The sequence below is a fragment of the Streptomyces viridochromogenes genome, from assembly GCF_001270495.1.
Taxonomy (GTDB): Bacteria; Actinomycetota; Actinomycetes; order Streptomycetales; family Streptomycetaceae; genus Streptomyces; species Streptomyces viridochromogenes_A.
Map to the genome: position 1 here is coordinate 34,319 of NZ_LGUR01000218.1, position 25,543 is coordinate 59,861.

Annotated in this window: 22 protein-coding genes and 1 pseudogene; 10 read left to right on the forward strand and 13 right to left on the reverse strand. The window is 72.6% G+C overall.

The features are described 5' to 3' along the window. Window positions 1-5 precede the first annotated feature (5 nt). On the forward strand, window positions 6-668 hold the full coding sequence (locus tag ADK36_RS29595) for a response regulator transcription factor (RefSeq protein WP_048584986.1): 663 nt from the start codon (window positions 6-8) through the stop codon (window positions 666-668). A gap of 121 nt (window positions 669-789) precedes the next feature. Continuing rightward, window positions 790-1,947, forward strand: a complete 1,158-nt coding sequence (locus ADK36_RS29600; protein ID WP_053199625.1) for an ROK family protein — start codon at window positions 790-792, stop codon at window positions 1,945-1,947. Between the two features lie 164 nt (window positions 1,948-2,111). Here ADK36_RS29600 and ADK36_RS29605 read toward each other — a convergent pair whose 3' ends face one another. Together ADK36_RS29605 and ADK36_RS29610 are read right to left on the reverse strand one after the other, a co-directional pair. After that, window positions 2,112-2,873: a GntR family transcriptional regulator gene (locus ADK36_RS29605; RefSeq protein WP_048584988.1), complete on the reverse strand. Its 762-nt coding sequence runs from the start codon at window positions 2,871-2,873 to the stop codon at window positions 2,112-2,114. Window positions 2,874-3,044: 171 nt separating this feature from the next. Next, a complete protein-coding gene (locus tag ADK36_RS29610) occupies window positions 3,045-3,929 on the reverse strand; it encodes an RNA polymerase sigma-70 factor (protein ID WP_048584989.1) in 885 nt (294 codons plus the stop codon). Window positions 3,930-4,155: 226 nt separating this feature from the next. Here ADK36_RS29610 and ADK36_RS46890 point away from each other — a divergent pair, with 226 nt between their 5' ends. Continuing rightward, a complete protein-coding gene (locus tag ADK36_RS46890; RefSeq protein ID WP_078942745.1) occupies window positions 4,156-4,986 on the forward strand; it encodes an alpha/beta fold hydrolase in 831 nt (276 codons plus the stop codon). Window positions 4,987-5,124: 138 nt separating this feature from the next. Here ADK36_RS46890 and ADK36_RS29615 read toward each other — a convergent pair. Continuing rightward, window positions 5,125-5,916: pseudogene (locus ADK36_RS29615) on the reverse strand (EamA family transporter); the annotation flags it as partial. 47 nt (window positions 5,917-5,963) lie between these two features. Between ADK36_RS29615 and ADK36_RS29620 the strand changes: the two are divergent. The 3 genes from ADK36_RS29620 (at window position 5,964) to ADK36_RS29630 (ending at window position 10,783) form a co-directional block, all read left to right on the forward strand. Beyond that, window positions 5,964-7,424: a PLP-dependent aminotransferase family protein gene (locus ADK36_RS29620; RefSeq protein ID WP_053199628.1), complete on the forward strand. Its 1,461-nt coding sequence runs from the start codon at window positions 5,964-5,966 to the stop codon at window positions 7,422-7,424. 133 nt (window positions 7,425-7,557) lie between these two features. Continuing rightward, on the forward strand, window positions 7,558-9,132 hold the full coding sequence (locus ADK36_RS29625; protein ID WP_048584992.1) for an alkaline phosphatase D family protein: 1,575 nt from the start codon (window positions 7,558-7,560) through the stop codon (window positions 9,130-9,132). 229 nt (window positions 9,133-9,361) lie between these two features. Continuing rightward, a complete protein-coding gene (locus ADK36_RS29630) occupies window positions 9,362-10,783 on the forward strand; it encodes a GNAT family N-acetyltransferase (protein ID WP_048584993.1) in 1,422 nt (473 codons plus the stop codon). Window positions 10,784-10,796: 13 nt separating this feature from the next. Here the strand turns inward: ADK36_RS29630 and ADK36_RS29635 are convergent, their stop codons facing one another. Beyond that, the gene (locus tag ADK36_RS29635) at window positions 10,797-11,996 is read right to left on the reverse strand and encodes a trans-sulfuration enzyme family protein (RefSeq protein ID WP_053199630.1); all 1,200 of its coding nucleotides are present in this window, start codon (window positions 11,994-11,996) and stop codon (window positions 10,797-10,799) included. A 94-nt stretch (window positions 11,997-12,090) separates the two neighbouring features. Between ADK36_RS29635 and ADK36_RS29640 the strand changes: the two genes are divergently transcribed. Both ADK36_RS29640 and ADK36_RS29645 read left to right on the forward strand, forming a co-directional pair. Continuing rightward, window positions 12,091-12,597 (forward strand): Lrp/AsnC family transcriptional regulator, encoded by a 507-nt coding sequence (locus ADK36_RS29640; protein WP_048584995.1) that lies wholly within the window; start codon window positions 12,091-12,093, stop codon window positions 12,595-12,597. A 64-nt stretch (window positions 12,598-12,661) separates the two neighbouring features. After that, the gene (locus ADK36_RS29645; RefSeq protein WP_048584996.1) at window positions 12,662-14,350 is read left to right on the forward strand and encodes a DUF885 domain-containing protein; all 1,689 of its coding nucleotides are present in this window, start codon (window positions 12,662-12,664) and stop codon (window positions 14,348-14,350) included. Window positions 14,351-14,362: 12 nt separating this feature from the next. Here ADK36_RS29645 and ADK36_RS29650 read toward each other — a convergent pair whose 3' ends face one another. The 3 genes from ADK36_RS29650 to ADK36_RS29660 form a co-directional block, all read right to left on the reverse strand. Next, entirely contained in the window at window positions 14,363-15,196 is an 834-nt protein-coding gene (locus ADK36_RS29650; RefSeq protein WP_053199632.1) for an SDR family oxidoreductase, read from the reverse strand. Between the two features lie 495 nt (window positions 15,197-15,691). Continuing rightward, window positions 15,692-16,207: an immunity 21 family protein gene (locus ADK36_RS29655; RefSeq protein ID WP_053199636.1), complete on the reverse strand. Its 516-nt coding sequence runs from the start codon at window positions 16,205-16,207 to the stop codon at window positions 15,692-15,694. Window positions 16,208-16,263: 56 nt separating this feature from the next. After that, window positions 16,264-16,764: a rhodanese-like domain-containing protein gene (locus ADK36_RS29660; protein WP_053199638.1), complete on the reverse strand. Its 501-nt coding sequence runs from the start codon at window positions 16,762-16,764 to the stop codon at window positions 16,264-16,266. Window positions 16,765-16,888: 124 nt separating this feature from the next. Here ADK36_RS29660 and ADK36_RS29665 point away from each other — a divergent pair, with 124 nt between their 5' ends. After that, window positions 16,889-17,335, forward strand: coding sequence for an Lrp/AsnC family transcriptional regulator (locus ADK36_RS29665; protein WP_053199641.1), 447 nt, complete (start codon window positions 16,889-16,891; stop codon window positions 17,333-17,335). 28 nt (window positions 17,336-17,363) lie between these two features. Here the strand turns inward: ADK36_RS29665 and ADK36_RS29670 are convergent, their stop codons facing one another. The 6 genes from ADK36_RS29670 to ADK36_RS29695 form a co-directional block, all read right to left on the reverse strand. Next, on the reverse strand, window positions 17,364-20,354 hold the full coding sequence (locus tag ADK36_RS29670) for an AAA family ATPase (RefSeq protein WP_053199643.1): 2,991 nt from the start codon (window positions 20,352-20,354) through the stop codon (window positions 17,364-17,366). Next, a complete protein-coding gene (locus tag ADK36_RS29675) occupies window positions 20,351-21,514 on the reverse strand; it encodes an exonuclease SbcCD subunit D (protein ID WP_053199646.1) in 1,164 nt (387 codons plus the stop codon). The genes ADK36_RS29670 and ADK36_RS29675 overlap by 4 nt, the downstream gene beginning before the upstream one ends. A gap of 121 nt (window positions 21,515-21,635) precedes the next feature. After that, entirely contained in the window at window positions 21,636-22,307 is a 672-nt protein-coding gene (locus tag ADK36_RS29680) for a hypothetical protein (protein ID WP_048585003.1), read from the reverse strand. 374 nt (window positions 22,308-22,681) lie between these two features. After that, window positions 22,682-23,944, reverse strand: coding sequence for a class I SAM-dependent methyltransferase (locus tag ADK36_RS29685; RefSeq protein WP_159391216.1), 1,263 nt, complete (start codon window positions 23,942-23,944; stop codon window positions 22,682-22,684). Window positions 23,945-24,066: 122 nt separating this feature from the next. Beyond that, on the reverse strand, window positions 24,067-25,092 hold the full coding sequence (locus ADK36_RS29690) for a zinc-binding dehydrogenase (protein ID WP_078916546.1): 1,026 nt from the start codon (window positions 25,090-25,092) through the stop codon (window positions 24,067-24,069). Window positions 25,093-25,177: 85 nt separating this feature from the next. Next, window positions 25,178-25,339 carry a hypothetical protein gene (locus tag ADK36_RS29695; RefSeq protein ID WP_159029273.1) on the reverse strand — a complete coding sequence of 54 codons (162 nt, stop codon included), beginning with the start codon at window positions 25,337-25,339 and terminating at the stop codon, window positions 25,178-25,180. A 9-nt stretch (window positions 25,340-25,348) separates the two neighbouring features. Between ADK36_RS29695 and ADK36_RS49095 the strand changes: the two genes are divergently transcribed. Then, the gene (locus ADK36_RS49095) at window positions 25,349-25,501 is read left to right on the forward strand and encodes a hypothetical protein (RefSeq protein WP_159391217.1); all 153 of its coding nucleotides are present in this window, start codon (window positions 25,349-25,351) and stop codon (window positions 25,499-25,501) included. Window positions 25,502-25,543 lie beyond the last annotated feature (42 nt).

A 25,543-nucleotide genomic window follows, 5' to 3' on the forward strand; every position in this document is an offset into this window, starting at 1 on the left:
ACGGGATGCCGGTCACCGTTCTCCTCGTCGACGACGAACCCCTCGTACGCGCCGGTCTGCGGGCCGTGTTGGAGGCGCAGCCCGACATCGAGGTGGTCGGGGAGGCCGCCGACGGGGCGGCGGTGATTCCGCTGGTGCGTCAGCTGCGGCCCGACGTGGTCGCCATGGACGTGCGGATGCCGCTGCTCGACGGAATCGAGGCCACGCGCGCGGTGCTGCGAACGGTCGACGCGCCGCCGAAGATCCTCGTCGTCACGACCTTCGAGAACGATGAGTACGTGTACGAGGCGCTCCGGGCCGGTGCCGACGGGTTCCTGCTGAAGCGGGCCCGGCCTGCGGAGATCGTGCACGCCGTCCGGCTCGTCGCTGAGGGCGAGTCGCTGCTGTTCCCCGCGTCGGTGCGGCAGCTCGCCGCGCAGTACGGCGACGACGGCGGGAACCGGGCGGCGCGCGCGGTACTGGAGCGGGCCCGGCTGACCGACCGGGAGGCCGAGGTGCTGCGGCTGATGGCGCGCGGCCTGTCGAACGCGGAGATCGCCGCCCGGCTGGTGGTCGGGACGGAGACGGTGAAGTCCCATGTGAGTGCCGTCCTGGCGAAGCTGGGGGCGCGGGACCGCACTCAGGCGGTGATCACGGCGTACGAGTCGGGGTTCGTGGCGCCGGGATGACGGCTGCCGGGGGCGAGGCCGGCCCGACCGGCCGGTAGGTCGCCGGGTCCCCACCCCTCGCCCGGGTCCGCCACGACGAGTACCATCCGCCCAACATGCGCACGAGCTGGGAGGACGGACGTTGGGGCAGCTGACCGGCGGGGATCCCTCGCTGCTGCGAAGGATCAACTCCGCGGTGGTGCTGCACGCGCTGCGTGCCACGGACGCCGCCACACTCACGGAGATCACCCGGGTCACCGGACTGTCCCGGCCGACCGTCGAGGGCGTCGTCGAAGGGCTCATCGAGGCGGGGTACGTCGTCGAGAAGGCGGCCGACGAGAGTGTCGTCCGGCGCCAGGGCCGACCCGCGCGGCGATTCCGGTTCCGAGCCGAGGCGGGCCATCTGCTGGGCGTGGACATCGGCGCGCACCGGGTCGCGGCGCTCCTCGCCGACCTGGACGGCCGGGTGCTCGGCGCCATCGACAAGGAGGTCGACGAGACGGCTCCGGCGGACGAGCGGCTGGAGCGGGTGCGTACGGCGGTCGCCGAACTGCTGCGCCGGGCCGGTGTGGCACGCGGCTCGCTGCGGGCCGTCGGTGTCGCGACGCCGGGGATCGTCGAGGCGGACGGGACCGTGCGGCTGGGCGCCGCGCTGCCCGAGTGGACGGGGCTACGGCTGGGCGAGCGGCTGAGCCGGTCCTTCAAGTGCCCGGTCCTGGTGGAGAACGACGCCAACGCGGCGGCCGTCGCCGAGCACTGGAAGGGTTCCGCCACCGAGTCCGACGACGTCGTGTTCGTGCTGGCCGGGCTGAGTCCGGGCGCCGGTTCGCTGATCGGCGGGCAGTTGCACCGGGGGTTCGGCGGCGCGGCCGGCGAGATCGGCGCGCTGCACCTGCTGGGCCGCGAGGCGACGCCCGAGACCCTGCTGTCCACTACGGACCAGCCGCTGCGCCCTCTCGACGAGCACGCGGTCGCCGAGGTCTTCGCCCAGGCCCGCAAGGGCGACCAGCAGGCCCTCGCGGCCGTCGACCGCTTCATCCAGCGCCTCGTCCACGACGTGGCCGCGCTGGTCCTCGCCCTCGACCCCGAGCTGGTCGTCGTCGGCGGCTGGGCCGCCGGCCTGGACGGCGTACTGGAGCCGCTGCGGCGCGAACTGGCCCGCTACTGTCTGCGTCCGCCGAAGGTCGCCCTGTCCCTCCTCGGCGAGGCGGCCGTGGCGACGGGCGCGCTGCGGCTCGCTCTCGACCATGTGGAGGAGCAGCTCTTCGCGGTCGAGGGGACGGTGACGGGGCGGCGCTGACGGTCACCGCGGCGGCCGTCGGGCGGCCGCCGATCTGCGGCCGACGCCACGCGGTCCGTGCCGGGCGGTCCGTGCCACGCCTTTCGTGCCACGCCTTTCGTGCCGGTGAAACGCGACGCGCCCCGGAGTGACTCCGGGGCGCGAGGCAGGTGCGGTTACGGCGGTCAGGACGCCTGGCGTTCCGGGTCCTGGTGGATCTCCACGCGGCCGGAGTCACCGAAGGTCAGCCGGCAGGTGTCCGCGCGGTACGTGGCGACGGAGAGGGCTGCGGTGCGGCCCTCGGCGAGGTAGCGGGTGGTCACCACGAGGACGGGTGCCCCGGGGAGGCGGTCCAGCTCCTTGGCGTCGTCCGCGCGGGCCGAGCCCAGCTCGACGGCGCTCTCCTGGCCCTCCAGCTCCAGACGCTGAAGCTCGCGCAGCACGGCACGCGCGCGTGCCGCTCCGGACGGGGTGTCGATGGCGGAGAGGTCGGGCACCGACGACTCCGGGATGTAGAGCAGTTCGGCGGCGACGGGCTGGCCGTGTGTCACACGGGAACGGCGCACGATGTGCACGGACTCGTCCCGGCCGCTGTCCAGGGCGTCGGCGACGGACGCGGGCGGCACCGCGGGCGTGCAGTCCGTGGGCTGCCAGACGTCGTCGGCCGCTCCCGGCCAGGCGTGCTGCTCGCTGCCGACGGAGACGCCCACGCGCGGCGGGGCGACGGTCGTACCGACACCGCGGCGGCGCTGCAGCCTGCCCTCCAGTTCGAGCTGCTCCAGGGCTTGGCGGAGCGTGGCCCTGGCGACGCCGAAGCGGGCGGCCAGGTCGCGTTCGTTGGGCAGAATCTCGCCCACGGTGAATTCGGAGTCCAGTGCCTCACTGAGCACGGTCCTCAGGTGCCAGTACTTCGGTTCCGGCACCGATTCCAGCTGCGTGGTCCCCACCCTGTCCTCCGCAATCGCCGTGGCCCAGCGGCGTTTTAGCGCCCTTGTTTATTAAAGGTTGTTGCACTTGTCAGCGACCATAGGGCGGCCCTCACCCTTGGTCAATACCAATCGCCGGGAACGTTCACGGGACGGACTCGGGCCGCCGCGTCCGCGACGCGGCGGCGGAGCCTACGCGGTGGCCAGAGAGGTCAGTTTGTCAGGGTTGCGAATGATGTAGACCGCCTGGATCCAGCCGTCCACGACGTCCAGCTGCAAGACGCTGTCGGGCTTGTCTCCGGAGCACACCAGCACCGCGGGGCCACCGTTGACCTCCAGGAAGCGGAAGGACATGTCGGCGGCGCCCTTCGGTGCGACGCCGACGAGGAAGCGGCCCACCTTGTCGGCGGTCTCCAGGACCCGGACCGGCGCCTTGGCCTTGCCGCCGCTGTCGCCGACGAGGCGGACGTCCGGGGCCAGCAGGGACATGAGCCCCTCCAGGTCGCCCCCTGCCGCCGCGGCCAGGAACCGTTCGGTGAGATCGCGCCGCTGGACGGGGTCGACCTCGTACCGCGGCCGCCGCTCGTCGACGTGCTTGCGGGCCCGCCCGGCGAGCTGGCGTACCGCCGCCTCCCCACGGTCGAGCATGGCGGCGATCTCGGCGTACGGGTAGCCGAAGGCCTCTCTGAGGACGAACACCGCCCGCTCCAGCGGCGACAGCGACTCCAGGACGACGAGGACGGCCAGGGAGACCGAGTCGGCGAGTACGGCCCGCTCGGCGGTGTCCGGCACGGCGTCCCCGAAGTCGGTGATGTACGGCTCCGGCAGCCAGGGGCCGACGTAGGTCTCGCCCCGCGCCTTGACCTGGCGCAGCCGGTCGATGGCGAGCCGGGTGGTGATGCGCACCAGGTAGCCGCGCGGTTCGCGCACCTCGGACCGGTCGGCATTGGTCCAGCGCAGCCATGCCTCCTGCACCACGTCCTCCGCGTCGGCCACACGGCCGAGCATGCGGTAGGCGACTCCCAGGAGGACGGGCCGGTGTTCTTCGAAGACGTCGGTCTCGGTGTCGGTGGTCACTGTTCCATCCCATCCGACGCGTCCGGTCGTGTCCAGGCGAATTCGGCGCCCCGGGCACGTGTCGTCCAACGCCGGGTCGCACAGGGCACGTTGCGGGTCACCCCTCCCCGTGGATCTCCGGCCCGCCAGGGTCTACCCGTCGGTAGCAATTGCTGACAAGCTGTCTACGGCCGTCCGTCAGTGTGTCGCCGGACTCCGTCAGCGTGTCCCAGACGAGGAGCACCCCATGTCCGCCACCGTCTCCTTCCCGGTCGCCTCTCCCCACGGTCCGCAGAGCGTGACCGTCGACTACGCGCGCGTGGGGAGCGGCGAACCGTTGCTCCTGCTGCACGGGATCGGTCACCACCGGCAGGTCTGGGACCCGGTAGTGGACATCCTCGCGGCGGAGCGCGAGGTGATCTCCGTGGATCTGCCCGGCTTCGGGGCGTCCCCGGGGCTGCCTGACGGCCTCAGCTACGACCTGGCCACGACGACGGCCGTGTTCGGTGCCTTCTGCGAGGCCATGGAGCTTGAGCAGCCGCATGTGGTGGGCAACTCGCTGGGCGGTCTGATCGCGTTGGAACTCGGCCGGGAGAAGCTCGCGCGGTCCGTCACCGCCCTCTCCCCGGCCGGGTTCTGGTCCGAGGCCGAGCGGCGCTACGCCTTCGGTGTGCTGCTCGCGATGCGGCACATCTCGCGGCGGCTGCCGCTTCCGCTGGTGGAGCAGCTGTCCCGGTCGGCGGCCGGCCGTACGGTCCTGACCAGCACGATCTACGCCCGCCCGGGTCGCCGGTCACCCGACGCCGTGGTCGCCGAGACGCTGGCCCTGGCGGGGGCCACGGGCTTCGACCAGACCCTCGGCGCCGGTCGTGCCGTCCGGTTCACCGACGACGTTCCCGGGATCCCGGTCACCGTGGCCTGGGGCACCAGGGACCGGCTGCTCGTGCGCCGCCAGGGCGTGCGCGCCAAGCAGATCATCCCCCGGGCGCGGCTCGTCAGGCTGCCCGGCTGCGGTCACTGCCCCATGAACGACGACCCGGCCCTGGTCGCGCGCGTCATCCTCGACGGCAGCCGCTGAGTCGCGCCGGATACGCGCACGTGGCGTGGGCACGCCCGGGGTACGCCCGCGCGGGGTTCGCGTCAACGCGCCGGAGCCCAGGGCGACTCCGGCGCCGACCAGGGCGCTGCCCAGGGCCTGGACGGTGCCGTAGGAGCCGGTTCCGACGAGCGGGGCGGTGCAGGCCGCGGCCACCGGGATGAGGCCGGAGAAGAGCGTGGCGCGCTCGGCGCCGATCCGCTGCATGCCGATGTACCAGCACACGAAGCCGACGACGGTGACGATCACCGCCTGCCACAGGAGAGCGGCGGTCTCGGTGCTGTCGGGCCGTCGCAGCCATTCGGGGCCGTCCAGAAGCAGCCCGGCCACCGCGGACTCGACCGCGGCGATACCGCACACCGTGGCGGACAGCAGCCGCGGGCCCAGGGGACGCAGCACGGGCACCGCAAGGACCGCGAAGCCGACCTCGCCGACCAGCGCGCACACGGAGAACACCAGGCCGGCGCCGTCCGTACGGCCCCACCCCTGGACCGTGAACGCACCGACCGCGACGAGCATCGCCCCGTACAGGACCGTCCGTTGGGGTCGTCGTCGCCCGTCCAGCAGGGGCACGACCACGGCCACGACCACGGGCGCGCAGCCGACGAAGACTCCGGGAACCGCCGGTTCGGCGGTGCGCTCGGCGGCGATGACGGCCAGGTTGAAGCCGACCATGCCGACGGCCGCAAGGACGGCCAGGCGGGCCCACTGACGCGCGGCGAGCGCACGCAACCGGGCGGCGGCGTCCCGGCCGGCGAGGGGGGCGAGCAGGAGACAGGCGAGGCCGTAGCGGAGGAACTGGCCGCCGGCGTACGGGTAGTCGCCGAGGAGGCTGTTGGCGGTGAAGGATCCTCCGACGAGGACGCAGGCGAGCGCGGCGAGAAGGGCTCCGCGCGTGGTGGTGGCGTTCATGGGTGCGACGCTAGGAACCGGCGCGGTCCGGATTAAGGTCCACTTTCATGACGCCATCGGAGACCAATCCAGTCGGCGGTCCGGAGCGGCAGGTGGCCTCCGGCGCCTGGGAGTTGCTGCTGCCGGCCGCTTCGGCGCCCGCACGCACGCGTGGCCGTTCGTTGCAGGCGGCGCTGCGGGAGGCGGTGCGGTCGGGGCGGCTGGCGCCGGACACGCGGCTGCCGTCGAGCCGGGATCTCGCCGCCGACCTGGGCGTGTCCCGAGGGCTGATCACCGAGGCGTACGAGCAGCTGACGGCGGAGGGCTATCTGCGCAGCAGCCGGGGTGCCGGGACCTGGGTGGGCGGTGCCGTACGGGCCGCCCGGCCACACGCGCGTGACCTCGCCCCGCGTGCCGCCGGGGCCCGGGCCGACTTCGTCCCCGGGACGCCGGACATGTCGCTGTTCCCGCGCGCCGCGTGGGCGGCCGCGCAGCGCGGGGTGCTGGCCGAGCTGCCGCACCACGAGCTCGGCTATCCCGACCCGCGCGGGCTCCCCCGGCTGCGTACGGTGCTCGCCGCACTGCTCGCACGCCGCCGGGGCGTGGTCGCGGACCCCGAGCGCATCGTGGTCGTCTCCGGAGTGGCACAGGCGACGACGCTGCTCGGATTCGTGCTGCACGCGCGCGGGCTGCGCGAAGTCGGTGTGGAGGACCCCGGAAGCCCGCAGCACGACGCCCTCTACGCCGCCGCGGGCGTCACCACGGTGCCGCTGCCGCTGGACGATCAGGGGCTCGTCATGGGCTCGCTGCGGGAGTCGGGGGTACGGTCCGTGGTCACGACGCCGGCCCACCAGTTCCCCACCGGCATCGCCTACTCGGCCCGCCGCCGCACCGAGCTGCTCGACTGGGCGCGCTCCGTCGACGGATTCGTCCTGGAGGATGACTACGACGGCGACTTCCGGTACGACCGCGCCCCCGTGGGCGCACTCCAGGGCCTCGACCCTGAGCGTGTCGCCTACGCCGGGTCGGTCAGCAAGTCCCTGGCGCCGGGACTGCGGCTCGGCTGGCTGCTCGTACCGGAGGCACTGGCCGAGGACGTCGTCGAGCGCAAGCGGACCATGGATCTGGGGCACCCCACCCTCGATCAGGCGCTGTTCGCCCGGTTCGTCGAGCGCGGCGACTACGACCGCCAGCTGCGCCGGTGCCAGCGCGCGTACCGGGAACGTCGCGACACCCTCGTCGCCGCCCTGGAGGAGCACTTTCCGGGCGCCGAGGTGACCGGCATCGCCGCGGGTCTGCACGTCATCGCCGCGCTGCCGGAACGCTACGGGCCCCAGGAGCGGTTCCTCGCGCGCGTGGCCGGGGCCGGCGTGGCGGTGCGCCCCTTGACGGACTACGCACACGCGCGTGCCGGGCAGGGTGGGCAGCCGGGTGTGCGGCTGGTCCTGGGGTACGCGCATCTGCCGCCGACACGGATCCGGGCGGGTGTACGGCTCATGGCCGAGGCGACCGCCACGCGTCGACGCTGAGCACGACTCCCGTACGACACACCGGTTCCCTTGTGGATGCGGTCAGTTGTTCACTTGTGGTTTCCGTGTGCGCTGCGGCGCACCAGTAGTTGTGGCACTGCACACTGGCCGGATCCCGCCCCTGGAGGCCTCCATGTCACACCGTTCGTTCCCGGGCCGCCGCAGCGTTCTGCGCGGCTCGCTCGCCGCCTCGGCGGCGCTCACCCTGCCCACGGCGCTCGGCGCGGCACCGGCGTTCGCCCTGTCGGGGCGCCCCAAGGCGGGATGGGGCGTACAGACGGGGGACGTGACCTGCGACTCGGGGCTGGTGTGGGTGCGGTCCGACCGTCCGGCCAGGATGATCGTCGAGACGTCCGCGACCGAGTCGTTCCGCACACCGCGCAGATGGCACGGCCCGCTGCTGGGCGCGGACACGGACTTCACCGGCACCACCCGGCTGCGCGGCCTGCCGTCCGGCGAGCAGATCCACTACCGCGTGCTGCTCGCCGACCCGGACGACCCGCGCCGCACCGGCGAGCCGGTCACCGGCACCTTCCGTACGGCCTCCGCGCGGCGGCGCGACGGGGTGCGGTTCGTGTGGTCGGGCGACCTCGCCGGTCAGGGCTGGGGCATCAACCCGGACTTCGGCGGCTACCGGATCTACAACGCGATGGCCGCGCTGGACCCGGACTTCTTCCTCTGCAGCGGCGACAACATCTACGCCGACGGACCGATCTCGGCCTCGGTCGCCCTGCCCGACGGCAGCACCTGGCGGAACATCACCACCGAGGAGAAGTCCAAGGTCGCCGAGACCCTGGCGGAGTTCCGCGGCAACTTCCGCTACAACCTGCTCGACGACAACCTCAAGCGGTTCAACGCCCAGGTCCCGTCGATCATCCAGTGGGACGACCACGAGGTCACCAACAACTGGTACCCCGGCGAGATCCTCGCCGACGCCCGCTACACGGAGAAGAACGTCGACGTCCTGGCCGCACGCGCCCGGCAGGCGTTCTCCGAGTACTTCCCGATCTCGACGCTGCGCCGCCCCGACGGCCGGGTCTACCGGGTGGTCAACCACGGTCCGCTGCTGGACGTGTTCGTGCTGGACATGCGCACCTACCGCAACGCCAACTCGACGGACGACCAGGCCACCGACGCGCAGGGCATCCTCGGCGCCGAGCAGTTGCGGTGGCTCAAGCGTGAGCTGGCCCGTTCCCGGGCGGTGTGGAAGGTGATCGCCTCGGACATGCCGCTGGGCCTGGTGGTGCCGGACACCGGCGACGGCAAGCCGAACGTCGAGGCCGTCGCACAGGGCGACCCGGGGGCGCCGCTGGGGCGGGAGCTGCAGATCGCGGAGCTGCTGCGGTTCATCAAGCACCGCGGCATCACCGGTACGGTGTGGCTGACCGCCGACGTGCACTACACCTCCGCCCAGCACTACCAGCCGTCACGGGCGGCCTTCACCGACTTCGAGCCGTTCTGGGAGTTCGTCTCCGGCCCGCTCAACGCGGGCGCGTTCCCGGCGAACACGCTGGACAACACCTTCGGTCCGGACCGGGTCTTCATCAAGGCGCCGACGACCGCGAACGTCTCGCCGGCCGGTGGCTACCAGTTCTTCGGCGAGGTCGACATCGACGGCGACAGCGGCGAGCTGACGGTGCGCCTGCGCGAGTCGGACGGCTCCGTACTGTTCACGCAGGTCCTCCAGCCGGGCCGGGTCGGTCAGTAACTCCCGTAGCCTGGACGTCGTGCCGCGTACCGGTGTCATCCCCCGGTGCGCGGCACGGTCGTTCCGGCCGGCCGAACTCCCCGTCCGGGAGGTCGTTTTCGCCCGGCTCGCACCCCAGGCCATAGTTGAATAAGTCACAAAACCGGCATAAGTGTTCTTTACCGCCCGGTCACAATGCGTTCGTGATCACGCAACACCCTTCCTTCACAGTGGCTGCATGAGTCGAGACATGTCTGATGTGACGCGTGCGAGGAACGGACGTCCCGTACACCACTGGCGGCGGAACGTCGTCCAGCTCGCCGCACTCCTCACGGCGGCGGCCGTGGTGGACGGCGTGACGAACCTGGTCGGGCACGGGCCCGTCGGACCGGCACTGCTGCTGGTCCCGGCGACGGTGCTGGTCGCCGCGGCGGGGTTCCACTCGTGGTGGGCACGCCGCCACGGTCACGCACCGCCGACGGGCGATACCGGTGCCCGGCCGCGCTCCGAGTCGCAGGCCGGGCCGTCGGAGCAGTCGCGGGAACCGTCCGCGACGGTGTCCACGGAGAGTGCGCTGTGGCGGATGCGGACGACGGTGCAGGACGAACCGGGGTCGCTGGCGGCGCTGTGCACGGCGCTCGCCGGGCTGCGGGTGGACATCCTGAGCCTCCAGACGCATCCGCTGGCCGAGGGGACGGTGGACGAGTTCCTGCTCCGGGCGCCCGGCGGGCTCGCGGCGGCCGAGCTCACCCGGGTGGTCTCGGTGGCCGGCGGCGCCGGCACCTGGATCGAGCGGGCGGACGCACACGACCTGGTGGACGCGCCGACCCGGGTGCTGGGCCTGGCCACCCGTACCGCCCTGGACGCGGCGGAACTGCCGTTGGCGTTGCGGCAGTTGCTGGGCCGGTGCACCATCCGGTCGCTGCCCGCCGTGCCGGCCGGGGGCGGCCGCGGACCGGCGGCCGTGCCGGTGGAGGGGGCGCTCGAGGACACCGTGATGCGGCTGCGGGCGCCCGAAGGTGGAGTGATCACCGTGGAGCGGCCGTATCTGCCGTTCACGCCGACCGAGTTCGCCCGCGCGCGGGCGCTGGTGGAGCTGGACGCCCGGCTCGGCCCGCGCGTTCCGCGCAGCCAGGATGTGCTGACGCTGCCCGAGGGCAACGACATCACCGTGCGCCGGGTGGACATCGGTGACCTTCGGTCCGCGAAGGAGATGCACGAGCGGTGCTCCGCACGGACGCTCGGGATGCGATACCACGGGCCGGTCGGTGACGCCGACCGTTATCTCAGCCACCTGCTCAGTCCCCGGTTCGGGCGGACGATCGCCGTACAGACCGCGTCGGGGCGCATCGTCGGGCTCGGTCACCTGCTGTGGGACGGGGACGAGACGGAGGTCGCGCTGCTCGTCGAGGACGCGTGGCAGCGGCGTGGCATCGGCGGAGAGTTGCTGCGCAGGCTCGTGGGGCTGGCGGTCGAGGCGGGGTGCGAGAGTGTGTACGCGGTGACGCAGTCGTCCAACACCGGGATGGTCGCGGCGATGCGGGGGTTGGGGCTCCCCCTCGACTATCAGGTCGAGGAGGGCACCCTCGTCATCACGGCCCGTCTGGATGCGGCGGTGGAGAAGCCGGTTGCGGAACGGCTTTCCGGTGCGGGCGAGCGGGGGAAGGACTGAGCGCCGTTTCGCGCTAGGGCCTGGCGGCGGCCGCGGGTGTGCGGTGGTTCCCCGCGGCCCTTTCGGGGCGCTGCCGCAGCGCCCGGTCCAGATCGGCCCAGAGGTCCTCCACGTCCTCCAGGCCCACCGACATCCGCAGCAACCGGTCGCTCACCCCGGCGCCCCGGCGGTCGTCCGCGTCGACGATGCGGTGGCTGATCGACGCCGGGTGCTGGATGAGGGTGTCGACGCTGCCGAGGCTCACGGCGGGGGTGATCAGGCGGACGCCGGCGATGACGTCGTGCGGATCGTCGTGCACCTCGAAGGCGATCATGGCCCCGCCGATGCGCGGATAGTGGACGCGGGCGACGCGCGGGTCGGCGGCGAGGCGGCGGGCGAGTTCGGAGGCGGTCTCCGAGGCGGCCCGGACCCGCACGGGGAGGGTCGACAGGCCGCGCAGCAGCAGATAGCCGGCCAGCGGATGCAGGACACCGCCCGTGGCGAACCGTATCTGCCGAAGCCGCCCGGCGAACTCCTCGTCGCAGGCCACCACGCCCGCCAGTACGTCCCCGTGCCCGCCGAGGTACTTGGTGGCGCTGTGCAGCACCAGCCGCGCACCGTGTTCGGTGGGGCGCTGGAGCACGGGCGTGGCGAAGGTGTTGTCCACGAGCAGCGGCACGGAGCCGCAGGCGTGGGCCACCGCCCGCAGGTCCACCTCGGTGAGCGTGGGGTTCGCCGGGGTCTCGACCAGCACCAGGCCGGTGTCCGGACGCAGCGCCTCCGCGATTCCGGCGGGGTCGGTCCAGGTCACCTCCGTGCCCAGGAGCCCGGCGGTGAGCAGATGGTCGCTACAGCCGTACAGCGGGCGTACGGCGACGACGTGGCGCAGGCCCATCGAGGCCCGTACGAGAAGGACCGCGGTCAGTGCCGCCATCCCGCTGGCGAACGCGACCGCCGCCTCGGTGCCCTCCAGACGGGCCAGGGCGGTCTCGAAGCGGGCGACGGTCGGGTTGCCCAGACGGCCGTAGACGGGCGGGCCGTCCGGCTCGGCGCCGGTGGTGGCGAAGGCGTCGATGCGGGCGGCCTCGCCGCGGCTGTCGTAGGACGGGTAGGTGGTGGACAGGTCGATCGGCGGGGCGTGCAGGCCCTGCCGGGCGAGGTCGTCGCGGCCGGCGTGGACGGCCTCGGTGGCGAGTGCTCTAGGTGCGGTGCGTACGTCGTCGTACCCATGCATACCGGCGTATGCCTCCCTGCTCGCTGGATCCATGGGCGGAAAGACTGAACAACAGGCGGGTCATCCGGGTGGAACCCCGTGCTACGTTCGGCCAATGGCCGAATCTGTCGTACTGGATCCGGTCGATCTGCATCTGCTGCGGCTCCTGCAGAACGACGCCCGGACCACTTACCGCGATCTCGCCGTGCAGGTCGGTGTCGCACCGTCGACCTGTCTGGACCGGGTGACGCGGCTGCGCCGTTCCGGCGTGATCCTCGGCCATCAGCTCAGGCTGGACCCGGCCAAGCTGGGCCGCGGGCTGCAGGCGCTGCTGTCCGTGCAGGTCAGGCCGCATCGGCGGGAGTTGGTGGGGCCGTTCGTGGAGCGGATCCGGGCGCTGCCGGAGTCGCTGACCGTCTTCCATCTCACCGGCCCTGACGACTATCTCGTGCATGTCGCGGTCGCGGACATGGCGGATCTGCAACGGCTGGTGCTCGACGAGTTCACGTCCCGGCGCGAGGTGGCTCGGGTGGAGACCCGGTTGATCTTCCAGGAGTGGGACTGCGGGCCGTTGCTGCCCCCCGACGGGCCGGAGAACACGCCCTCAGCGAAATCCGGCTGACGCGGGGCGAACGCGGGGGAATCCGGGCTGACGCGGCAGCGGTCGGCATATGAGGATGGGCCGTATGTCTGAGACCAAGACTCCGCTTCCCCGTGAGGTCGCCGACGCGTATGTCGACGAGCTCATCGCCCTCGACCCGGTCACCGGTACGTATCTCGGTGTGAAGGAAAGTTCGAGCAAGCTCCCCGACCTCTCGCCCGCGGGCCAGGAAGCGCTCGCGAAGCTCCAGCGAGCCACCCTCGCGCGACTCGACGAGGCCGAGCGCGCGCCCGGCGCGGACAGTGACATCGAGCGCCGGTGCGGGCGCCTGCTGCGCGAGCGGCTGACCGCGGAACTCGCCGTGCACGAGGCCGACGAGGGCCTGCGCTCGGTCGGCAACATGGCCACGCCCGCCCACTCGGTCCGCGAGATCTTCACGGTCACCCCGAACGAGACCGACGAGGACTGGGCGGCGATCGCCGAGCGGCTGCGCGCGGTGCCGGCCGCGTACGCGGGCTACCGCGAGTCCCTCGCGCTGGGCCTGGAGCGCAAGCTGTACGCCGCCCCGCGCCCGACCGCCACCTTCGTCGAGCAGCTCACCGAGTGGTCGGACACGGGCGAGGGGCAGGGCTGGTTCGAGGCCTTCGTGTCGGCCGGTCCCGAAGCGCTGCGCGCCGAGCTGGACGAGGCCGCCCGCGGGGCGACGGCCGCCGTGGTGGAACTGCGGGACTGGATGCGCGACGTGTACGCCCCGGCGATCGAGGGTGCGCCGAACACGGTGGGCCGCGAGCGCTACGCCCGCTGGGCCCGCTACTTCAACGGCACCGACCTCGACCTCGACGAGGCGTACGCGTACGGCTGGGCCGAGTACCACCGCCTGCTCGGCGAGATGAAGAAGGAGGCCGAGAAGATCCTTCCGGGCGCCGCGACGCCGTGGGTGGCGCTGGCGCACGTCGACGAGCACGGCACGCACATCGAGGGCGTCGACGAGGTCCGCGACTGGCTCCAGGGCCTGATGGACGAGGCGATCGAGAAGCTGGACGGCACGCACTTCGAACTCGCCGAGCCGGTACGGAAGGTGGAGTCGCGCATCGCCCCGCCCGGCGGTGCGGCGGCGCCGTACTACACCTCCCCGTCGGAGGACTTCTCGCGGCCGGGCCGCACCTGGCTGCCGACGATGGGACAGACCCGCTTCCCGGTCTACGACCTCGTCTCGACCTGGTACCACGAGGGTGTGCCGGGCCATCACCTCCAGCTGGCGCAGTGGACGTACGTCGCCGGGAACCTCTCCCGCTACCAGGCCACGATCGGCATGGTCAGCGCCAACGCCGAGGGCTGGGCGCTGTACGCGGAGCGGCTCATGGACGAACTCGGCTTCCTCACGGACCCGGAGCATCGGCTCGGCTACCTCGACGCGCAGATGATGCGGGCGGCCCGCGTCATCGTCGACATCGGCATGCACCTGGAGCTGGGGATCCCGGCCGACTCGCCCTTCCACCCGGGCGAGCGGTGGACACCGGAACTGGCGCAGGAGTTCTTCGGCGCGCACAGCAGCCGTCCGGCGGACTTCGTGGAGAGCGAGCTGACCCGGTATCTGACGATTCCGGGCCAGGCGATCGGCTACAAGCTCGGTGAACGGGCGTGGCTGCTGGGCCGTGAGAAGGCGCGGGAGCGGCACGGCGACGCGTTCGACCTCAAGGCGTGGCACATGGCGGCCCTGTCCCAGGGGTCGCTGGGCCTGGACGACCTGGTGGACGAACTGGCCCAGCTCTGACATACCGCCGGATCAACGCCGGAAGCCGCCCTCGGAGTTGATCACCTCACCGGTGATCCAGCCCGCCTCGTCCGTGGCCAGCCAGGCGATGAGGCGGGCCGGGTCGTCGGGCATGCCCCACCGGCCGGCCGGGAAGGCGGCCGCCACGGCCTCGTACGCCCCGCCGGTCAGGTAGTCCGTGTCCACGGGGCCGGGGTTGACGGTGTTCACGGTGATCCCCTGCTCGGCGAGCGTGGTCGCCAGGGAGCGGGTGATCGAGGCGAGGGCGCCCTTCTGGAGGGCGTAGGCGATCTCGCCGGGCATACCGCCCGCGATGTCCTGGCCGGAGGTCATCATCACGACGCGCCCGCCGGGACCGGGCGGCCGCAGCCGGGCATGGGCCTGGACTAGGAGCAGCACCGCGCGCGTGTCGACCGCCCAGTGCGCGTCGAGCATCGCGGCGTCGATCTCGTCGAGGGTGCCGTCGGAGCCGCTGACGGCATGGTTGGCGATCAGGATGTCGAGCCGCCCGCCGAGCGCCGCGGCCGCCGTGGCGATCAGCTCGGCCGGTGCGGCCGGGTCGGAGAGGTCTCCAGGGCCCGCGAGAACCTGGGCATCGGGATCGCCGAGCGCCTCGCGCACGGAGGCGGCGACCTCCTCGGGGCGGTCGGCCCCCCAGGACATCGCGGCGTCGTGCGGCACATGGTGGTGCAGATAGACGCTCGCCCCGTACGCGGCGAGCCGTCGGGCCACCGCATGACCGATGCCGGCACGTCTGCTGGCTCCGGTGACCAGAGCGGTCCGGCCGCGCAGGGGCAGGGGGTCGCGGCGCAGGTCTTCGGGGGCGGGGTGCGGGAGTCGGGGCATGACAGATCATGATGGGGAACGGCCGACTCCGGCGCACCTGGTTATCGGCGCGGGCGCGCCTGGTTGGCGGCGCAGGCGCGCCTGATTGTCGACGCGGACGCGCCTGGTTGTCGACGCGGACGCAGCCGGCTATCCACGCAGGGCACCACGTTGTCGACGCACGCGCACGGCACAGGCGCACCCGGGCCATCGGCGCAAGGCACCTGGTTGTCCACGCAGGCCCACCCGGCCATCGACGCAAGGCACCTGGTAGTCCACGCAGGCCCACCCGGCCATCGACGCAAGGCACCTGGTAGTCCACGCAGGCCCACCCGGCCATCGGCACAGGGCACCTGGTAGTCGACGCAAGCGCACTCGGTCATCGGCGCGAGCGCACCGCGATATCGGCACACGCGCACTGACATGGGTGAACGCACGCCCCAGTGCCGGCGCGAAAGCCCTCAGGTCGGCGCCGACGCCTCCGAGTCGGCGCTACGCCCTACGGGCAGCGGAGGTTCAGTGCGGCAGCCGCTGGAGCTGGACGAGCCCCAGCCAGGTCTCGGGCCCGGGCTGCACCCGCGCCGCGCGGACCGCGTACGCACCCGGCTCCAGAGCCACCCGCAGATGCTCGGTCCGTTCCGTCTCGCGGCCCGGCCAGGCCGAGTCGAACAGGACCACCGTGCCCGGCACCTTCCAGCGGACCTCGCGTTCCCAGACGGCCGTGGCGAGGGCGACCGGAACCCGGGACAGCAGTTCCGCCTCGGAGTCGGCGGCGCACCAGCGTACGAAGACGCCGTGCTCGGGCAGGTAGGCGGTCGAGGCGGGCTCGTCACCCAGCACCAGTGCCGCGCTGTCTCCCACGGGCAGGAGTCCGACGGCCCCGTCCACCTCACAGGCCCGGTCGTAGTCCGAGGCCGTCTCGTCACCGTCGGCGCCCGCCCAGAACGGCAGCACCGTCTCCGGTATCGCTATCAGCGGGCCGCCGCCCGACTCCACCCACTCCACCGCGCCCGGTTCCGCGTATCGCACCATGGCAGCAGAACCTACACGCACAGCGCCCACACGCGGTCACCTGTCCGATTCCGGCCTCAGCAGCCGCAGTTCTCCGCGTCCACCGGCGCCGTCAGCGGGTCGGCGGTCCGCCGTTCGCGGCCCTCCCAGGTCTCGTACTCGAAGCCCTCGCGCGCCCAGTACTCGAAGCCGCCGAGCATCTCCTTGACCTGGTAGCCGAGTTCGGCGAGGGCGAGGGCGGCACGGGTCGCGCCGTTGCAGCCGGGACCCCAGCAGTACGTCACGACGGGCACGGACCGGTCGAGGAGCTGCTCGGCCTGCTCGGGGATCAGTGCGGTGGGGAGGTGGATCGCGCCCGGGATGTGGCCCTGGGACCAGGACTCGGTGGAGCGGGAGTCCAGGACGACGAAGCCGGGGTCGCCGTCGGCGGCGAGGGCTGCGGCGACGTCGGACACGTCGGCGTGGAAGACGAGGCTGGCGCGGAAGTAGGCGGCGGCCTCGGTCGGCTGGGCGGGCGCGACGCGCAGTACGGGGTTCACGGCGGTGACAGCGGTAGCGGCAGTGGCAGTGGCAGTCATGATCTGGTTCCCTCCCCGGCGGATCTCGACGACCAGAAATCTACGGTCGGTGATCCACTTCCTGAAGGGCCATTCCCCGGTGCCGACCTTGATTCGCCGGGGTTTCCCCTGCTATTCCTCGGACATGACCGCGTATTCCCCGGACGCCACCGACTGGCGCATCCTCGACGTCCTCCAGCGGGAGGGCCGAGCCAGTTTCGCCGAGCTGGCCCGTGCCGTCTCCATGTCCGCGAGCGCGGTCACCGAGCGGGTGCGCCGCCTGGAGGACGCGGGCGTCATCCAGGGGTACGCCGCCGTGGTCGACCCCGATCGGCTGGGGCTGCCGATCCTGGCCTTCGTACGGCTCCGGTACCCGAACGGCAACTACAAGCCCTTCCACGACCTGGTCGCCGCGACGCCCGAGATCCTGGAGGCCCATCACGTCACGGGCGACGACTGCTTCGTCATCAAGGTCGCCGCCCGCTCGATGCGGCATCTGGAGGAGGTGTCCGGCAAGATCGGCACGCTGGGCTCGGTGACGACGAGCGTCGTCTACTCGTCACCCCTCCCCCGCCGTCCACTGGGCCACTGACGTCACCGAGTCACCCGCCACCCCTCGGTCAGTGCCCCCGCTGCCGCAGCACCGACCCCGATCTCCCCTTCACGACCTCCAGCTGCGCATGGATCCGCCGCCGCAGATCGGCGACATGGCTGACGATGCCGACGCTGCGGTCGCGCTCGCGCAGGGAGTCGAGGACGTCGAGCACCTCGTCGAGGGTCTGGTCGTCGAGGCTGCCGAAGCCCTCGTCGATGAAGAGGGTGTCGAGGCGGACCCCGCCGGCCTCGTCGGTGACGACGTCCGCGAGGCCGAGGGCGAGGGCGAGCGAGGCGAAGAACGTCTCGCCGCCGGACAGCGTCGCCGTGTCCCGCTCGCGCCCGGTCCAGGCGTCGACGACATGCAGCCCGAGCCCGCTGCGGCCACGGCCGGCCCGGTCGTCGGAATGGACGAGGGTGTAGCGGCCGGACGACATGCGTTGCAGCCGTGCCGTCGCGGCGGCGGCGACCTGTTCGAGACGGGCCGCCAGCACGTACGACTCCAGGCGCATCTTGCGTTCGTTGTCCGCCGAGGTGCCCGCGGCGAGGGCGGCGAGGCGGGCCACCCGGTCGTACTCCTCGCGCAGCGGGGCGAGTTGGCGTACGGCGGCGGTCGCGCGCGCGGACAGCCGGTCGAGTTCGGTGCAGCGCCGGTCGGCCGCGTCGCGCGCGGAGGCGGCGTCGCGGGCCCGCTGGGCCGCGGCTGACGCGGCCCGCTCGGCGGCCCCGGGGTCGGCGGGCGCCCGCTGGGCGGCGGCCGCGGTGTCGGCCTCGGCGAGGACGCTCCGCACGGCGGCCTCCTCGGACTGCCAGGCGTCCAGCCGTCGCTGGAGCTCGCAGTGCCCGGCGTCGTCGAGCAGCGCGGCGGCCGCGGCCTGGGGGGTGTCGAACCCGGCGCGGAAGGCCGCGTCGGCCAGGCGGGCGTCGGCGTCCTTGAGTCGCTGGGCGGTGTCCTCGGCGGTGCGCGCGGTGTCGGCGGCGTCGGTGAGCAGCTCGGCCTGCCGCGCCAGTTGGGCGGCCCGCGCGGCGACGCTCGCGGCGGTGCCGCGCGCCTGGGCCAACTCCCCCTCCAGAGTGGCCCTTTCCCGGTCCAGCCGCTCACGGTGTCCCACCCGGGACGCGACTCTGACCGCCGCCTGCTGCCGGTCGGCGGTCCGCCGCTCGTACTCGGCCTCGGCCCGGCGCAGCTCCTCGTGCGCCGGGTGCAGGGCGGACGCGTCCCGGCGGGCCTGCGCGTAGAGTCGCTCCAACTCGTCGCAATGCGCGGCGAGTTGATCGGTCGGCGAGTCTCCGGCCTCGGCGGTTGCGGCGGCCAGTGCCTCGCGTACGACCCCCAGGTGCCGTTCCTTCTCGGTGTGCCGCTCGTCAGCCTGCTGGTAGGCGACCAGCGCGCGTTCCTCCGCCTCCCGGTCCACGTGCCCGACGTCCTTGTGGGCGGGGGCGGGGTGTTCGGTGCCGCCGCAGACCGCGCAGGGTTCGCCGTCCCTGAGCTGGGCGGCCAGTTCGGCGGCGATGCCGTTCAGGCGCTGTTCCTTGACGTCGAGCCAGTGCGCCTTGGCCGCGAGCACCTGCTCGTGTGCGAGGCGGGCCTGTTCGGCGGCCGTGTCCGTGTCGCCGGCCAGCTGGTCGCGCAGCCGCGCGGCGGCCAGCCGCTGCTGTGCCGGCTCGCGCTGCACGGCGAGCTGCTCGGCGCGGGTCGCGGCCTCCTGGGCGGCGTCGATACGGGCCTGGTGCCGGGCGCGGCTCTCCTCCCACCCGGCGAGCCAGTCCTCGGCGTCCTGGAGCAGGCCCTCGTCGGCCCGTTCCTGACGGTCCAGCTCGTCACGCTCGTCGAGGAGGCCGGCCAGCCGCTGCTCGGCGCGGCGGGCGGACTCCAGTCCGCCCAGTTCCTCGGCGGCCCGGCGCGCGGCGGCGGCGAGCCCGGCGGCCTCGGCACCCGCGAAGGTGTCCGGCAGCAGTCCACGCGCGTGTGCCTCGGCTGTGGCCGCCCGCCGGTGTTCCGCCTCGGTGGCCTCCCGCAGCTCCAGTGCGGGTGCCACGGCCTCGGCCTTGCGGGCCCGTTCCATCCGGGTCTGCGCCTGGCGAAAGCCCTCGGCCCGCTCCTCCAGCAGCCGGGCCCGCTCCCGCGCGTCGGCGAACCGCTGCTGCAACCGGGCCACTTCGCGTACGTCGCCCAGGGCGCGGTCGGCGGCGGCCTGGGCGGATTCGGCGGCGAGGAGGCTGCAGCGGGCGACGGTCAGCTGCTCACGGGCGATGCTGCGGGCGACGGCGGCGGCGCCGAGGATGGTGTCGGCCAGGCCCGGCTCGCCCGGTGCGAGGTCGGGCAGCCGCATGGCGTCGCCCGCCGCCTGCTGCATCCGGTGGGCGTCGGCGAGCAGCGCGGCGTCGCCGTCCCGCACCCGGGCCTCGGCCGCGCGTCGGCGCTCGGCGAGGCGCTTCTCGACCTCGGCGAAACGGCGGGTGTCGAAGAGACGGCCCAGCAGCTTGCCGCGCGCCTCGGCGTCGGCGCGCAGGAAGCGGGCGAAGTCGCCCTGGGGCAGGAGGACCACCTGGCAGAACTGCTCGCGGCTCATGCCGAGCAGCTGGGTGATCTCCTCGCCGATCTCCTGGTGCGAGCGGCTGAGGTCCTTCCAGGCCCCGGCCTGCCCGTCGTACTCGCGCAGCCAGCTCTGCGCCTTGTCGAGCGTCGTGCCGGTGCCGCGCTTCTTGGGGCGCTCCCAGGGCGGTTGCCGGGTGACCTCCAACCGGCGTCCGGCGACGGTCAGTTCGAGGCAGACCTCCGTACGGGTGCCGGCCGCGGCGTGGTCGCTGCGCAGGGTCATGCCCTGGCCGCTCTGGCGGGCGCCCGGCACGGAGCCGTAGAGCGCGTAGCAGACGGCGTCCAGTACGGAGGTCTTGCCGGCGCCGGTGGGGCCGTGCAGCAGGAAGAGGCCGGCCGTGGACAGCGCGTCGAAGTCGACGCGCTGAGAGCCGCCGAAGGGCCCGAAGGCCGTCACGTCGAGGCGATGGAGCCTCACCGCGCCACCTCCCGCACGGCCTCGTCGGCCCGCACCGTGTCGAACGCGTCCCGCAGCACGCCCTGTTCGTGCTCGTCGGGCGCGGCCCCGCGCACATGCGCCACGAAGTCCTCCGCGATCTCCTGGTCGCTCCGCCCGGCGAGCCGCTGGGCGTAGGACACGTCGAGGTCGTCGGGCGCCCGCTCGGGGTCGAACACGAGGCTCAGCGTGTGCGGGAAGCGCTCGGCGAGCCGGGCCATCGGGTCCGCCGGGCGCACCGCGTCCGTGAGCGTCGCCTCGACCCATGCCTCCTCGTGCCGCGCGAGCGCGGGATCGGAGAGCAGTTCCTCCAGCTTCCCCCGGATCCGGGCCAGCGCACGCGGCACCGGGCAGTCGACGCGCTCGGCGGCGACCGCGCCGTCGGCGTCCAGGTCGACGAGCCACATGCTCTTGCGGTGATCGGCCTCCGAGAAGGAGTACGGCAGCGGAGAGCCCGAGTAGCGCACGCGCTCGGTGATGGTCTGGCAGCCGTGCAGATGCCCCAGCGCCGCGTAGTCGACGCCGTCGAAGACCCCGGCGGGCACCGCGGCCACCCCGCCGACGGTGATGTCCCGCTCGCTGTCGCTGGCCTCGCCTCCGGTGACGAAGGCGTGGGCGAGGACGACCGATCGGGTGCCCCGCGCGCGTGTCGCGAGGTCGGCGCGCACCCGGTCCATGGCGGCGGCGAGCACGCTCTCGTGACCGGGCTTGTCGACGCCGAACTCGTCCTTCACCAGGGCGGGTTCGAGATAGGGCAGCCCATAGAAGGCCACGTCACCGAAGTCGTCCCGCAGCACGACCGCGGTACCGCACGCCGCCGCCTCGGTCCGCAGATGGATGCCCGCACGGCCGATCAGGCCGGCCCCGACGCCGAGCCGGCGTGCCGAGTCGTGGTTCCCGGAGATCATCACCGTCGGCACACCGAGGTCGGCGAGCCGGTGCAGGGCGTCGTCGAACAGCTCGACCGCGGCGAGCGGCGGTACCGCCCGGTCGTACACGTCCCCCGAGACGACCACCGCGTCGACGCCACGCTCACGCACGGTCGTGACGAGGTGGCCGATGAACTCGGCCTGGGCGCCGAGCATGCTCACTCGGTGGAAGGCCCGGCCGAGATGCCAGTCGGAAGTGTGCAGCAATCTCATGAAACCGCTCTTACCTGCACATCTCCCCCAACGGCGCCCTGATTCCGGCACCCACCGGCACGGGTCGGCCGGTCGGCACCCACCACGCTAACGCCTGTCGGTATCTGATTCCCCACGGACCTCACACCCCGTGGTGGGGCTCGATCTCCAAGGGCGCGACGGAGCCGCCGCCGGTGAGCCGATGCCGGTGCGTGAGCGTGTGGTCGAGTTGCCTCGCCAGGCCGGGGACGGTCGCCGGGGGCAGATACACCTCGGCGCCCGCGTCGAGCAGGCGCCGGACGGGGCCCTGGTAGCTGACTCCCAGCTCGTCGTCCTCGATCTCGGCGACGATCACCCGAGCCCGGGGGAACGCCGACCGGAGGCCGGCGATCAGCTGCGGGCTGACCGGCGGCACCAGCAGCACGTCGGCGGTCGCAGGAGCCGCGTGCAGGTCGACCACGATGTAGTCCGGACCGAGCTGGTCGGACAGCGACACTCGGGCCGACTCCGACAGCTCCATCGCGGTCACGACGACCGTCACGCCCGCGTGGGCGAACGACTGCTCCTCGTCGGCTCCGTCGGTTCGGTCGGCCCTGTCGGTCCCGTCCGGCACGACCGGATCGATGAGGACGCCGAGCAAGGGGGCACGGGTAGCGGCGTCGGCGGCGTCGGCGGCGCCGGAGATCCTCGCGATCGGCTCGCCGTCCCGCGTGATCACCAGTTCCTCCCCGGGACCGAGGGCCTCGATGAATGCGATGACGTCCTCGGGAAAGCGCGTTGCGTCGATCGCCCGCGGGGCGTGCTCGTCAGTCATCGGGCCCGGACGGAACGCGGGGTTGGGGATTACCGCACAGTGGGACCCTGTTCGATGACCACAGGGAGTGAAGGGGCAGAAGAGGCAGAAGGGGCAGCATCACAGCACCCAATTCTCCCATATCGACCAGGCATTCGCCGAGTGTCCTACCCGTTCACCAAAGCGAGAATCCGCTCGGCCGGTTGCCGAGGACTCGTGTCGTCGGCAGAAGATCTCCTGCCGATAACCGTCGTTCACCACAGTCATGGGAACGACGAGAAGACGGTCCGGATAGTGCCGGATGAATCCCGCACACGACTGGGCCACGACATCTCGCCGGCATGCAAGGTCGTGGAAAAACGATGAGTTCCCTCTCCCGTCCTGCGTCCGGTCCCTCAGGGGCGCGGACGGTGCCCGGAGCAACACCAGTCGACGCACTCGTACTGGTGCAGGACCACGCCGACTTGCCCCGGCCACCGCGTGCCGAGGTCCCCCATCGAGGCCGCACGCGCCAGCTCCACGCACACGGACAACGCCGTCTGCTCGTCGACGCCTGAGAACGACGGATAGCTCGCGTTCACCAAGCCCTGCAACCAGTTGCGCAGGGTCCGGGTCTCGTCCCACCGCGCGAGCTCGATCCTGCGATGGACGAAGCCCCGGCCCAACAGCCACCTGTGCAGGCGCTGCCGCTGCCCCTTGGTCCAGTACGGGAAGACCCCGCCGGAGACCTCCGCCAGCCGTGCGGCGATCTCCTCCTGGAGGCGGCCGATCTCCACGGCGGGCGTGGTCTCCAGTTCGACGCGGTGGAACTGGCCGCCCAGGGCCAGCACTCTCTCGACCTCGGTGGCGGCGAGCAGCGGCTCCGCGCAGAAGTCGATGCTCTCGTGCTCGACGACCACGTCGACCGATCCCGTGTCGAAGGGCATCGCCATCATGTCGCCGTGCCGCACGTCCAGGCCGTCCCGGCGCCCTGCCTCGATCATCGCGAGCGACGCCTCTATCCCGACGTAGGAGCCTGCGAGGGGCGCGATGTTGCGTGCGACCCGGCCGGTGCCCGGGCCCAGTTCCAGGACGCGGCGCGAACCGAGGAAGTCCTTGGCGAATCCCCGCAGTACGTCGTTGAACCGTTCGGTCACCTGTCGTGCCGGGTCGTACCGCCGCGCCAGCTCGGGTCCGTAGAGCGCGCCGTCGACCGGCGGTGTCCCGGCGGTCGGTCGCGGGTCGACGTCCACGCCGGTGAGGAAGCGCTGATTGGCGTTGAACCAGCCGACGCAGGCCAGGGCCGCCCGCACCGTCATCCGGTCGTGCCGAGCGTGCTCCGCCAGTTCCGAGGGCAGGCCGCCGAAAGCGAGGGTGCAGTCGTCGCCGCCGCCCCGCAGGCGCACGTACTCACACGCGCTGAGCAATGTCGCCGTCTCGCCCGCGGTGATCAGCTCGTCCGGCCGGCCGGACGTCGAGTACCGCGCCGCCAAGTCGGCGACCGGGGGCACGACTTCCTTCGCCAGCGTTTCCAGGGTCGCGGCCCGCCACGGCGGAACGTAGTGGAACCGGCCATCGCACGGCGGAAGGGCGGCGCTGTCGCCTGCTTCGCGCACGACGTCGATCGCGGCGGCGCGGGTGGCACCGCCGAATCCGGCCTCGGACCTGTAGGGGATCACTGCCATCACCTCACTGGGAACGTCGTCCGCCCGCACGCCGTGGTGGGAGCGCACGGCCTGCGGCGGGCGTACGGGGCGGTCATCAGCGCGTTCTCAGCGCCGTTCGGTGGGTCGGCCACTCGTCAAGAGGCCCAGACGGAATACCGGCGAGTCGCCTCGCACTGGGGTGCCCCGTCGTCATCGGACCAGGTGAGGACGAGGTTGCCGCGTACATCGCCGTCCGCGAGCCGCTTGAGCGCCGCCCGCGCCTCCTGGACCGGCAGCACATCGTCCACCAGCGGTTTGACGCCGGTGGTACGCATCAGCGTGAGCATGCGGCCGTACTCCTCCCGTGTGCCGCTGAAGGAGCCGACCACGTTGATCTGGTGGAAGTAGATCCGGTGCAACCGGGCGGGTGGCACATCCCCCGTCGTCGCGCCCGCGACCACCACCGTGCCGCCGTGCCGGACACTGCGCAGGGTGTGCGTCCACGTCTCCCTGCCGACGCTGTCGATCACCGCGTCGACCGGTTCGGGCAGTTCGACCCCCGGTTCGTACGTGGCGCTCGCTCCCAGTCGGCGGGCCAGGTCCCGCTTGTCGGCGGACCGGCCGGTGACCCACGTACGCAGGCCGCCCGCCGCCGCCAGGCTGATCAACGCGGTGGAGAGCCCGCCCGCGGCACCCTGGATGAGCACGGTGTCCCCGGGACGCAACGCCGCCTTCGTGAACAGCATCCGGTACGCCGGAAGCCAGGTGCACACCAGGCACGCCGCCTCCTCCCAGGACAGATGGTCCGGGACGGGCAACAGGCTGTCGGGGGGCGCGGCGAAATACTCGGCGAGAGTGCCCGGCCGGGCGCCGACGAGCTGGGCCGCCGGCATCACCAGCGTCTCGTCGCTCATGCCCGGCGGGGAATCGAGAAGCGGGTACAGCACCACCCTCGTTCCGTCGGGCCGCTCCCCCGCCGCTTCGCAGCCGAGGATGCGCGGATACTGGTCGCGGTTGATCCCGACACCACGCAGGGTCCAGAGATCCTTGTGGTTCAGGGACGCCGCCCGGACCCGCACCCGCACCCAGCCCGGAGGCACTTCGGGATCGGGGCGATGCCCGACGACGACGGCGGACAGCGGGTCGTCGACATCGGGGGCGGCTGCGAACACGGCCTTCATGAGTCCTCGTCCTTGGGCTGTCGGATGGGGTTCCCACGCATATGACTTCCTTCCGGATTGGCCGACAGGGCGAATCGCACGGGCGTCATCGGGACGGGGAGCCGAGCAGTTCGGCCGACGGCACGGTCGCGCGCGCGAACCACGTCGCGAACCCGGACACGACCAGCGCCCGCACCCGCAGCGAGGGCCCGGACCCGCTCGGATCGCAGTGCACGCGTGCCTCGTCACCCGCCGCGATCTTGTGCACGCTCCTGGTGTGCAGGTGCCCGACCCCGTCGTCGACGACCACGCGGGCGACCGGCTCGGTCCGCGCGCCGCCGAAGAACCGCACGCCGACAACTACGACGCCTCGCTCCCGTTCGGCACCTACCGCGCCTACCTCGCCGACTGGCCGGACGACTCCCCGTAGGTCCAGCCGGAACCCGACAACAAGACAGCAAAGGCAGGTGCA

Excerpts from the sequence above, each read along its gene's own strand:
- ADK36_RS29595 (WP_048584986.1), top strand. The coding sequence starts at position 6 with ATGCCGGTCACCGTTCTCCTCGTCGACGACGAACCCCTCGTACGCGCC.
- ADK36_RS46890 (WP_078942745.1), top strand. The coding sequence starts at position 4,156 with ATGTCCGCCACCGTCTCCTTCCCGGTCGCCTCTCCCCACGGTCCGCAG.
- ADK36_RS29620 (WP_053199628.1), top strand. The coding sequence starts at position 5,964 with ATGACGCCATCGGAGACCAATCCAGTCGGCGGTCCGGAGCGGCAGGTG.
- ADK36_RS29625 (WP_048584992.1), top strand. The coding sequence starts at position 7,558 with ATGTCACACCGTTCGTTCCCGGGCCGCCGCAGCGTTCTGCGCGGCTCG.
- ADK36_RS29630 (WP_048584993.1), top strand. The coding sequence starts at position 9,362 with ATGTCTGATGTGACGCGTGCGAGGAACGGACGTCCCGTACACCACTGG.
- ADK36_RS29635 (WP_053199630.1), bottom strand. The coding sequence starts at position 11,996 with ATGCATGGGTACGACGACGTACGCACCGCACCTAGAGCACTCGCCACC.
- ADK36_RS29640 (WP_048584995.1), top strand. The coding sequence starts at position 12,091 with ATGGCCGAATCTGTCGTACTGGATCCGGTCGATCTGCATCTGCTGCGG.
- ADK36_RS29645 (WP_048584996.1), top strand. The coding sequence starts at position 12,662 with ATGTCTGAGACCAAGACTCCGCTTCCCCGTGAGGTCGCCGACGCGTAT.
- ADK36_RS29650 (WP_053199632.1), bottom strand. The coding sequence starts at position 15,196 with ATGCCCCGACTCCCGCACCCCGCCCCCGAAGACCTGCGCCGCGACCCC.
- ADK36_RS29655 (WP_053199636.1), bottom strand. The coding sequence starts at position 16,207 with ATGGTGCGATACGCGGAACCGGGCGCGGTGGAGTGGGTGGAGTCGGGC.
- ADK36_RS29660 (WP_053199638.1), bottom strand. The coding sequence starts at position 16,764 with ATGACTGCCACTGCCACTGCCGCTACCGCTGTCACCGCCGTGAACCCC.
- ADK36_RS29665 (WP_053199641.1), top strand. The coding sequence starts at position 16,889 with ATGACCGCGTATTCCCCGGACGCCACCGACTGGCGCATCCTCGACGTC.
- ADK36_RS29675 (WP_053199646.1), bottom strand. The coding sequence starts at position 21,514 with ATGAGATTGCTGCACACTTCCGACTGGCATCTCGGCCGGGCCTTCCAC.
- ADK36_RS29680 (WP_048585003.1), bottom strand. The coding sequence starts at position 22,307 with ATGACTGACGAGCACGCCCCGCGGGCGATCGACGCAACGCGCTTTCCC.
- ADK36_RS29690 (WP_078916546.1), bottom strand. The coding sequence starts at position 25,092 with ATGAAGGCCGTGTTCGCAGCCGCCCCCGATGTCGACGACCCGCTGTCC.